The sequence below is a fragment of the uncultured Chitinophaga sp. genome, assembly GCF_937874145.1.
GTDB lineage: Bacteria > Bacteroidota > Bacteroidia > Chitinophagales > Chitinophagaceae > Chitinophaga.
Genome location: NZ_CALNBI010000254.1, coordinates 1 through 9,777 on the forward strand (window position 1 = coordinate 1; position 9,777 = coordinate 9,777).

Sequence of the window (9,777 nt, forward strand, 5' to 3'; positions counted from 1 at the left end):
AAAAAGCCGCCACATCCGTGCATTACGACGGCATCCCGGAGTTCAACGCAATTTCCGGGACGAACCTTTCGTATGCCGTCAATACTTCCGCTACGGTGCTGAAACAGGGTAATATTTACTACGTGGTGGACAAGGGCGTCTGGTTTACGGGACATAGCCCCAACGGGCCCTGGAGCGTGGCGGAAAGCCGGCCGGCCGATGTGGACAAGATCCCGGCGAGCTCGCCGGTATACAATACGCGCTATGTCTACATTTATGAATCCACGCCGCAGTATGTGTACATGGGATACACGCCGGGCTACCTGGGCTGTTACGTAACGGGGCCGGTAGTCGTTTACGGTACCGGTTACACGTATCCGGGCTGGTACGGCCCGGTGTATTATCCGCGCCCGGTGACCTGGGGTTTCGGGATGTCCTACAATCCCTGGACGGGCTGGAGTATCGGGATAGGGATGAGCGTTGGGCCGTTCCATTTCGGGTTTGCTTTTCATCCGGGCGGAGGCTGGTGGGGGCCGCCGGTGTACCGTCCGCCGTTTGCGTATCCTTACCCGCATATGTACGGGCCGCGCCCGGCGGTGGTCAACAACATCAACATTCAAAACAATTTCATCCATCAAAATAATATCTACAATCACCGCCATGACGTTGTTACGCACGATCAGATCCGCAGGGATGTGGCCAACCGGCGCATCCCGGGGCAAACGCGGCATACGGCGGGCGGCAATCTTTCCGGGCAAACGCGGCATACCGGCAGCGGCGCCTTATCGCATCCGCAGCTGGCGGCAGACCGCGACGGGCATGTATACCGCCGGCATCCCGGCGGCGGCATGGAGCGGAACAGCGGCCAGCAATGGCATCCCGCGCAGCGCAACAATGCTTCCGCACAACCGGCGCGCACCTTCGAGAACAGGGCGCGTGGGTTTAACAGGTCATCCGGCTTTTCTTCGATGCCGCGCAATTATCAGTATACGCCACGTTCCGGCGGGCGCTCTTTCAGGCCGCGGCGTTAGTTTGTTTAAATTATTAATCATTTGCTTAATCCTTTTCTTACCGAATACGTTGTAAGTTTTAGATCGGGCAAAAATTACAACAGGAACTATTGACAAGCAGATATCCGGTCTACGAAAACCTTATTCACACCGAAATCCAAAACGCAGGAAGCAAAAGTCGAAAACCATGAGCATCCCGTAGACAGATCCAAATTCCCGAAACCTGCAGCCCCAAATTACGGGCAGGCAAACCTCCAGGCATCGTAGCAATCATTTATTGGAAACGCCGGCAACAGCACGTGTGTATCCTTAGGGCATTGATTTGCCTGACCCGGAACACCCGCTGCCGGCGGCATGAAGCGCATTGCAGGACCAACACGGCCGGCGCAGCCCGGTCGCATGGCATCCATTGTTCGTTCACCCCTGAGAACTTTTTTTTGATGATTGCTAATTTGTTTATGCTTAGGAGCGGCCGCGACCTTTTCAGGTCGCGGTATTTTTTTGCCTGCGGGCAGCCGCAACAGGAAGCCCGGGCTGGAAAGCCCGGGCCTGGTTCATTTCTACACGTCAGCTGTCTCTATTATTGCATTGTTCGGAACTTATATTTTTCACCATATTTACCGCGGAGCGCTGGCATCCGCGAGTTTCATGGCCGGTCTTTTTTCGGTTTCGAGGGTATTGATGAAAGGAAGTTCTTTCTGCAGGTCGATGCGCACGACCTGGTCGAGGTAATTATCCACCTGGAAGAAGATCGCCGCGCGGTTGCCGCCGATGAGCTTCGCGATCCTTTTGTAATAGCGGATATGGAGATCGAGAAATTCGCGGTCGTTTTTCATGAGGCCTTTCACGATGTAATTGAGCATGTCTTCGTCGAGGGTTTCAAACACTTCGTTGTAGCGCCGCAGGAGGGCAACGCGTGCCTGGGCGATGGGGGCTTTTTCGTTGGAGAAAAGTTTGTAAACCTCGAGGAAGGGTGCTTCGTCTGCACGCTGGATGCGCAAAGCCTTGATAAGCACTTCGGCGGAACTTCTGCCAAAGAGCTCCATGACCACGTAGTCGGTTTCGGGCGCCAGGTTCATCAGGCTGTCCTGCGCGCTGGCGGGGCGGCAAAGAAATGCCGCGCAGAGGGCTCCGGTTAATAATAATCTTTTCATCACCATAAATTTTACGTCAAGATAAAAGACCCGCTGCCCGATGGCAGCGGGGTCCGCTTAACACAAAAACCCTCCCTGTTTAGCGGGAAGGATAACTCGACATGATCTTAGCCACGGCTTCAGGGATGAATTTATCTGGGTCTTTCAACTGCCCGTCGATTTCGCTGTTTCCCGTTCCCTGCCACAGCAGGCGGCGGGTCTGGCGGTCCACCACATCCACGATCAGCGAACCGTCGATGTATTTGTCGACATTGAAGGTGGTGTTGCTGGAAGCCATCCCCATGCCGCCGCCCCAGTAATACGGGCGGTAAAAGCCGCCGTAACCGTAGTAATCGGTATTGGCGGACACGGATTTACCTTCCTTGGTGACCGTCAGGATATTGACCAGCAGATCGGCGGTGGAAGTATCGTTCGTCTGCGCATAGCCTTTGGCGACCATCTGCGCCCCCACGGCATTCTCGATCCTTTCGCGGTTCAGCTGGCTGACGGAACCCTGCTGGCCCGCAGGGTCATACAGCGCGAAGGTCCGGTAATTGGCGAACGTCGCCGATTTGTCGTAATCCGACGTTACTTTCACGGTAGGCCCGCATGCCGTGATCACGAACATGGACAAGGCGCAAAAAAGTGGTAATCGATTCATAGTCTCACAGGTTTTACGTATTAAAATGAATATCCAATACTGAATACGACACCGTAATCCACCGCACCGGAGCTGCCGGCGGGCGGCTGGCTATCGTAGTTGAGATAGAATTGCAGGCTGGTGTTCAGGTGCCGGATGATCTTCCATGCGAAAGTGATGTTCTGGTCCACCCGCCAGCGGCCTTTCTGGGAAAGACTGAAGAATATATTGTTCCTCGCCTGCAGCCTGAGGTCGGGATGACCCGGCCGGAACAGGACATAGTTGAGGATAAGCGGAATCTCTGAATTGACAGTGTTGGTCCTGTTTCCCAGCGTATCGGTGGCGAATTCCTGTTGTACGGAGATCCCGGTGGCCGTCCGCAGGTCCTGGTGACGGCTTTTGACCAGCGTGGGGCCCACGCCTGCGATCCCCTGGATACGCGCGTCCACACCCAGTTCCGTGATACGCTGATACTGCACCTGCCCGATACTGAACCAGCGGCGGCGGAACTCATAGTAGCCTTGAACCGAGAGGTCCGCCTTCTCGATCCCTTTATAATTTTCGTCGATCGTATACATGATATCGCTGTTCATTTGCAGGATCCACCGCCGCGTGTTATAGCTCAGTTCTCCCCCGCCGTTGATCCTGCCCACCTGGCTGGACCGCGAATACGAAAACCCGAGGGAAATACTGCCATCTATCCGTTTCCACAGATCCTCGTCCAGCACGCGGATATTATCGAGGTCCTGCAGGAAAATATCGACCGTATCGGTGAGCGTATATACGCTCACCCAACCCGGGAACCGGCTGGAATCCAGTATCCCGTAGTATTTCCGTGCGTTGATATCTTCCACTACGTAAATCATTCTTTTTGCTTTCAACATGCGGATATCTTTGAGTTTTACGGTTACGTCGTCGTTCACTTCATCAGCAGAAAAAACCAGTTCGCCCATCTGTACGCTTTTGATCTCGCCCCGCAACCGGTCTCCGTTCTTGAACCTCAGTTCATCGCGGGCCAGCGGGTCCGTTTGCTGGGCCACGGCGGCAGCGGATAACATCACCAGGCATGCCGCCATCCACCGGGCAATACCTTTCCCTACCACCGCCAGCGGTAGTTTGCAGACAGCAGGCCAGACTTCCGGCCTCCGAGGAAGCCGATTTCAACGCGGGCCTGCCACCTGGGATTGAACTGGAATTGTCCGCCGGCCAGCATCGTCCAGGTCGACAATGCGTCTTTCCGCAGCGAATAGTGAATGGTCATATCCTGCAGGCGGCCGTCCATTTTATCTTTGATTTTCTCCGCGATCTGTTTAACCACCACCTGTTGCGCCGGCCGGAGCTGCTGGTACCATTCCGTAGTTTCATCCACGATCTCGTCGATTTTTTCCCGGGGAATATTGGCGGTGAGGTCGGATACATTGATTTCTCCTTCCGTTCCTTTGTTGATATATGCGCCGGTGGCGCCGATCCAGACGGCGAAGCTTTGCCCGGGTTTGCCGTGGAACAGGAAATTGTACCCGATGCGCGGGGAGATCATGAGGGTTTTGACCTTGTTGCTGAGTTTATCGAGATCGGTCCAGGTGAAGTTGATATCGTTGATGGTGATGATGCCGTGGTAACCACCGGCCAGGGTTACACCCATGCCATAGGTGTATCCCCCGAACCTGGTGGTGTTATTGAAATGCACGGGGGCCGTTACTTCCACATTTGTTTTCGTCCACACTTTCCCCAATATGCCGTAAACGTCCAGGAACGGCAGCAGCCAGAGATCCATGCGGGCATTCAGCGTCTGGATATCAGCCCTTACTTCTCCGAATTCGATGAAATCGAAGGGCACGAGCTCGCTGTTATTGACACCGACTTCGAGATCGGAGATGAGTACTTCCTGGCTGCCCGCGAAGTAATTGAGCATGGCGCCCACCGAATAAGGGAGGTTGAATCCTTTCTTCGCCACTTTGGCGCCCATCAGCGGGAATCGCCAGGGATACCCGGAGGTTTGGAGGCTGTCTAACGTTTTCTGATGGGCGTCGCCGATCTTCATACCGGTGCCCGCCTGCCCGGAGGAACGGAGGCAGCAGCAACCGGTAAAAACCATGACCAGTACAATGAGATGCAGCATTTTCATATCAACCAGCGTAATGCAACACTGCCGTATAACGGCGCGGCTGCGGTGTTTCACATGCTGATGATTATGCTAACTGAGGTATGCGAGGGAGGGTCAACTTTTAATACAACACACCTGGCGCGCACAAGGTTCACAATACATTACCAATGCCGTGCATTAAAATTGTGCGTTCATGCCTGCAAACAGCTGAAAGGACGGTTGCCCCGGCCCGTAGTGCAACACGGTCAGCTGCGGTTCCAGGAATACATTGAAAACCGTCTTTCCCACTTTCACCACATGCCCCGCGCCAAAGCCCACCGGCACTACGTACACCTGGTTCTCCAGGTCAAAGTTCATGACACCGGAAGTGCGCAGGTATGCACCTTTGCCCAGCTGGAAAATGCCGATGGGCTGCACCACGAGCAGTTGCGCGTCGTTACGGTCCGACTGCCCGGCAATGGAATGCTGGTAAGTGATGAGACCGCCCCATTGCAGCGCGGGTTGATGCACGTTGAACAGGATGAGCGCCGCGCCTGCCTGCACTTTCCCGGCGCCGGCCTGTTGCCGCGTAGCCGTCGGGAAAACGAACTGCGGGCCCAGCCCAACCAGCCATTTTGCGGTGGCTTTGCTCAGGGTATACGTTGCGAAAAAGCTGAGGTCGCCCAGGCCGGAAGCGTACGTCTGCTTCCCGGCGGCATTCTCGCCGGTGTATACGGTGCTCACGGGCTGCGTGGCGCGCAGCAGGATCGTCCCTTTGGCCAGCGGCATCGCGAACCGTATCAGCAGGGAGTTGCCGCGCACGTCCGGGGCTTCGTAGATGGAGGGCGCGTAATACTCGTGCAGGTTGAAGGATTTGGCGTTCGCCAGCGGGTTATTCGCTTTCTTCAGGTCGTCGTCCGACAAATGCTGCGCGGCCAAACGGGGGCACGCGAGCGCCGCCACCAGGATGGCGGCGCAGGTGCAGGCTGTTTTCATATGTTTCCGTTATTTCTCTTTGATAAATTTCCCGGCGGTATCGAAGAAGACGCGTTTCTTGTCCGATTTGTTCGCGATCAGCACTTCCCATTCCGCGCTGATCTTGTTGGGTTCGATGAGCCGTTTCACTTTGTCTTTCTTCACCGTATATCCCTTATAATTTTCCACCAGGTACTGGTTCACTGCCAGCGGCAGCGCCACGTTCCGCGCCACTTCATTCGCGCGGATGAGATTGCCCTTCCGGTCGTACAGGGCTTCGAGGTCCACCTGGTCGCCGGTCATGGAAAGCGTGTAGAATTCCTCGCTGCCGTCGGGCTGATTCAGTTCATCTATTTCCCAGTCGTTCTTATACACCTGCAGCGGCAATTTGACGATCTGTTTGAGATTGGCGGAAGGGAAGCGTTTCTTGTACGCCGCCAGCACTTCCGGCGGCAGGTCGCTGCTTTTGATACGCTCGGCTTTCAGCATGGTTTCCTGCGCGCGGGCAGTAGCGAATCCCGCCGCCAGGAACAGCAGGACGCAAAAGGTGAGTTGCAGTGGAGGGTGTTTCATGTTATACGTTTTTTAAGTCAACAAATCCATTATTTATGCCCGATGGGGATGCCCGCGCCCAGCAAAATCTGCCGGCTGCGCCCGGAATACCCTTCCCGTTTGTAGAGATTGGTAAGCCCCAGGCCGAATTGTAGGTTCAGGCGGATGCCTTTCCCTTTCATGAGAATGTACTGTACGTCGAATGCCGCCCCGGCATCGAGCCGGTGGACGTCGTCCCGGGCATCGTAGGTGTAGGAAAGCGTGCCGTTTTCCCTTTCGCTGTGGAAGATGTCGCGCGCTACCGTCCGCACCGCGATCTGCGGGCCTGCCGCAATACCGAAGGAGGGCGAAATCCGCCAGCGCATGAGCGGCGAAAAAGTGATATAGGTCAGCTTCCTGTCGAATTCCGAACCTGCCAGCATCGAATCTTCCGGCGGCTGGAAGTAGTTTTCGTAGCGGAGGCGGTTGGCGCCGCGGGGGGAGCGCATGATGATATCCAGCTCCAGCTGCCAATGCTCCGCCAGGTCGAAAGCCGTATAGGCCCCAATAGCGAGCGCCGCCCTGGGATGCTGCCCGGTTGCATGCTGCAGCCAGCTTTCCGACGCTCCGAGGTAGATACCGATATGCAGTTTATCGCTGGTCAGCTTCTTCCCGAAAACGAGCGCGATCAATGCCTGCCCGGCCGTTGCTTTCGGTGCGAGCATCCCGCCGAAGGCGAGGCAGAGTGATATGACGATGCATTTTACCATGTTGTTATTTCATCCATGCGCTGCCAAACTGGATGTAGGCGCCCCATTGCTCGGGGCCCCGCGCCACGTCCACGCCCATGTATAGTTTGAATTTCCTTGCCAGCAGATAGCGGATACCCGCACCTCCGTTGTACACCCATTTGGCGGAGCCGAAATCCGAATAGTCATCGAACGCCTTCCCCGTACCACCGAAGAACACGGCGCTCCACCGGCGGAACATATTCCATCGCTGCTCCGTTTCCACGAGGATATTGGCATCGCCCTGGTACCGCCCGCGCGGTATGCCGCGGAGATCGATGGAAGGCTTGTAGTAGAAGGGGATATCACCAAAAACCTGCTGCACGTCCGCCCGGAACCCGCATACCCATTTCCCCGAATGGCCGAAAGGGATGTAGGCATAGGCGAACCCGTTCAGGTGCGTATAATCGAAATCGCTGCCCAATGCCGAAGCGGATAGGTTGGCTTCGAGATGGGCTTTATAGCCTTTGTTGGGCGTGAAGATGTTATCGCGGTTATCGAATTCCGCCAATATGCCCGCAATGCTGCTGATATTATCGAATTCACGGGGTTTGAAGAGGGAATCCGGCAGCACATGGCCGGTGAGCGTAGCTTCTGTTTTGGTGAAGATATACTGCGCCCCGGCCGAAAAGCCCTGCCAGCCGATTTGTTTCTGTACGCGGAGGAATAAAGGGATCATTTTGAGGGAGGTGCCGTACTTCACTTCGCCGATCCGGGGAAGGGTTTTGTAATAGTGCAGGTTCATATCGAAATACGCCGCCATCACCGTATAGCGTAACTGCCAGGGCACGATGGTGGCGGTACGGAATGCGCCGGCTCCCCAGCTTTTGCTGGCGGTATAAAAGGCGAGCGCGCCGGTAATGTCCGGCGGGATGGCTACGGCATGTTTGGGGCGGTTGACGAGCCGGGGTTGCTTGTGTTTATGGAGAAAAACGGGCACGATGGCGCCACCAAATCCTACCGCCGGCTCGGTGATGATATAGGGCACCGGAACGAAGCCGCCGGCATTCAGTATCCAGTCGCTAAAATCAATGGCGTGGTCGAGGGAATCACGGAGGGAGAATTTCCATTTTACCGGTGCGGCAGTGTCCTGCGCCAGGCATGGATGAATCCATAACAGCAGAGAGATGCCGCAACACAGGCACCACCATGCCACCGGTATGTACTTTTTCCAGATTCGCATCATGTATCTTTTCTGAAGGAGAAAAGCACTTGTACAGCCATGTTTCAAGCTGTACAAGTTTTTTTTTGATGATGCTTTATCTGGATTGCTAGAAGACGGAGTACATAAAACCACCAAAAACGGCAGCGGCGCAATAGCAGCGAAGGCCGCAATAATTTTAAGGCTGGTCCGTAACCTTTCGCGATGCCACTACCCTGGTGCTGTCCGTCCTGTCTTTCACACAACGGAAACCGATATGCGAGGCGCCTGAATCATAGGCCGTTCCGCGGCGGGCGCTGGGGCGGTAATTGATGCAATAGTTGTCTGCGCAGAGAAAAGAACCTCCCTTAGTAACACGTTCCCGGGCGTAATTGTTGCCGGGATGGTAACATTGCTCCGGGCCACGGGGGTTCTTCACCAGGTGCGCCACGCCGGATTTCCGGTAAGCCGCCGCATCGTACCAGTCGCCCGTCCATTCCCAGACGTTACCGATCATATCGTACAGCCCGAAATTGTTCGCCGCGAAGCTTCTCACCGGCGCGGTGCCGTTATGCCCGTCGGACCGCAGGTTGATCCCCGGGAATTTCCCCTGCCAGGTATTGGCCATATAGCGCCCGTTATCCGTAAAATCATTTCCCCAGGCGTATCTTTTCCCTGCCAGTCCTCCCCGCGCCGCAAACTCCCATTCCGCCTCCGTGGGCAATCGCTTGCCGGCCCAGCTGGCGTATGCCTGCGCGTCTTCCCAGGCGATGTGCACCACAGGATGGTCCCACCGCCCCTCGAGCCCGCTGCCGGGCCCTTCAGGGCTTTTCCAGCAGGCGCCGGGCACCCATCTCCACCAGTGCCCGATTTGTTCCATGGGTACTTCTCCCGCGGGCATAAAAAACACCATAGAGCCCGGCTGCATGAGCTCCGGCGCGGGCTCCGGCGTACCCGGCGGCAGTTGCTGCTTCAGTTCTTCCCAATCCGGCTTCCGCTCGGCCACCGTCTTATACCCGGTTGCGTCCGCGAAAGCTTTGAATTGCCGGTTGGTCACTTCCGTGCAGTCCATCCAGAAACCATCCACTTCCACAGGATGCGCCGGGCGCTCGTGGTCGTACGATTCCGGTTCGTCGGTCCCCATCATGAACGTACCTCCCGCCACAAAAACCATATCCGCCGTGGAGCCGGGAACGGGGCAGCACGACATCTCGCGGCCGGGGAAGGCGGCGGCGGCAAGGGATTCCGGGGGCTGCCCGCCGGAATGGCAGCCGGCACATGCCAGCACAACCAGGCAGATCGTATTCCGAAGTAACATAATGATGATTTTTAGGGTTCGGGATAGATGGTTTTCCAGTCTTTGCGCATATCGATCAACGTCCAGCCTTTCGCATTCGCTTCGTCCATCGCCTTATCGAGCCGCCCAACGTGAGAATTCCTGTCGTAAGCCCATTCGCGGAGGCTGTCGGTATGATGTACGATCATGACCAGGTGTTC

The 9,777-nt window shown here is 56.1% G+C and carries 9 protein-coding genes and 1 pseudogene; 1 reads left to right on the forward strand and 9 read right to left on the reverse strand.

Annotated elements, in window-relative coordinates; all coding sequences use genetic code 11:
• Positions 1-1,010, forward strand: a pseudogene (locus Q0510_RS12675) (hypothetical protein); the annotation flags it as partial.
• A 596-nt stretch (positions 1,011-1,606) separates the two neighbouring features.
• Here the strand turns inward: Q0510_RS12675 and Q0510_RS12680 are convergent.
• From Q0510_RS12680 to Q0510_RS12720, 9 genes are all read right to left on the reverse strand, one after another.
• On the reverse strand, positions 1,607-2,143 hold the full coding sequence (locus tag Q0510_RS12680) for a hypothetical protein (protein ID WP_298712098.1): 537 nt from the start codon (positions 2,141-2,143) through the stop codon (positions 1,607-1,609).
• Positions 2,144-2,222: 79 nt separating this feature from the next.
• Entirely contained in the window at positions 2,223-2,783 is a 561-nt protein-coding gene (locus tag Q0510_RS12685; protein WP_298712100.1) for a DUF4136 domain-containing protein, read from the reverse strand.
• 20 nt (positions 2,784-2,803) lie between these two features.
• A complete protein-coding gene (locus Q0510_RS12690; protein WP_298712103.1) occupies positions 2,804-3,865 on the reverse strand; it encodes a DUF481 domain-containing protein in 1,062 nt (353 codons plus the stop codon).
• On the reverse strand, positions 3,859-4,887 hold the full coding sequence (locus tag Q0510_RS12695) for a hypothetical protein (RefSeq protein ID WP_298712106.1): 1,029 nt from the start codon (positions 4,885-4,887) through the stop codon (positions 3,859-3,861). Before Q0510_RS12695 ends, Q0510_RS12690 begins: the two co-directional genes overlap by 7 nt.
• A 156-nt stretch (positions 4,888-5,043) precedes the next feature.
• Complete coding sequence (locus tag Q0510_RS12700) at positions 5,044-5,841, reverse strand: hypothetical protein (protein WP_298712109.1); 798 nt, start codon at positions 5,839-5,841, stop codon at positions 5,044-5,046.
• 9 nt (positions 5,842-5,850) lie between these two features.
• Positions 5,851-6,393 (reverse strand): hypothetical protein, encoded by a 543-nt coding sequence (locus Q0510_RS12705; RefSeq protein WP_298712112.1) that lies wholly within the window; start codon positions 6,391-6,393, stop codon positions 5,851-5,853.
• Between the two features lie 29 nt (positions 6,394-6,422).
• Entirely contained in the window at positions 6,423-7,121 is a 699-nt protein-coding gene (locus tag Q0510_RS12710; protein WP_298712116.1) for an outer membrane beta-barrel protein, read from the reverse strand.
• A 4-nt stretch (positions 7,122-7,125) separates the two neighbouring features.
• Positions 7,126-8,325, reverse strand: a complete 1,200-nt coding sequence (locus tag Q0510_RS12715) for a BamA/TamA family outer membrane protein (RefSeq protein ID WP_298712119.1) — start codon at positions 8,323-8,325, stop codon at positions 7,126-7,128.
• A gap of 154 nt (positions 8,326-8,479) precedes the next feature.
• Positions 8,480-9,598, reverse strand: coding sequence for a formylglycine-generating enzyme family protein (locus Q0510_RS12720; protein WP_298712122.1), 1,119 nt, complete (start codon positions 9,596-9,598; stop codon positions 8,480-8,482).
• Positions 9,599-9,777: the final 179 nt, after the last annotated feature.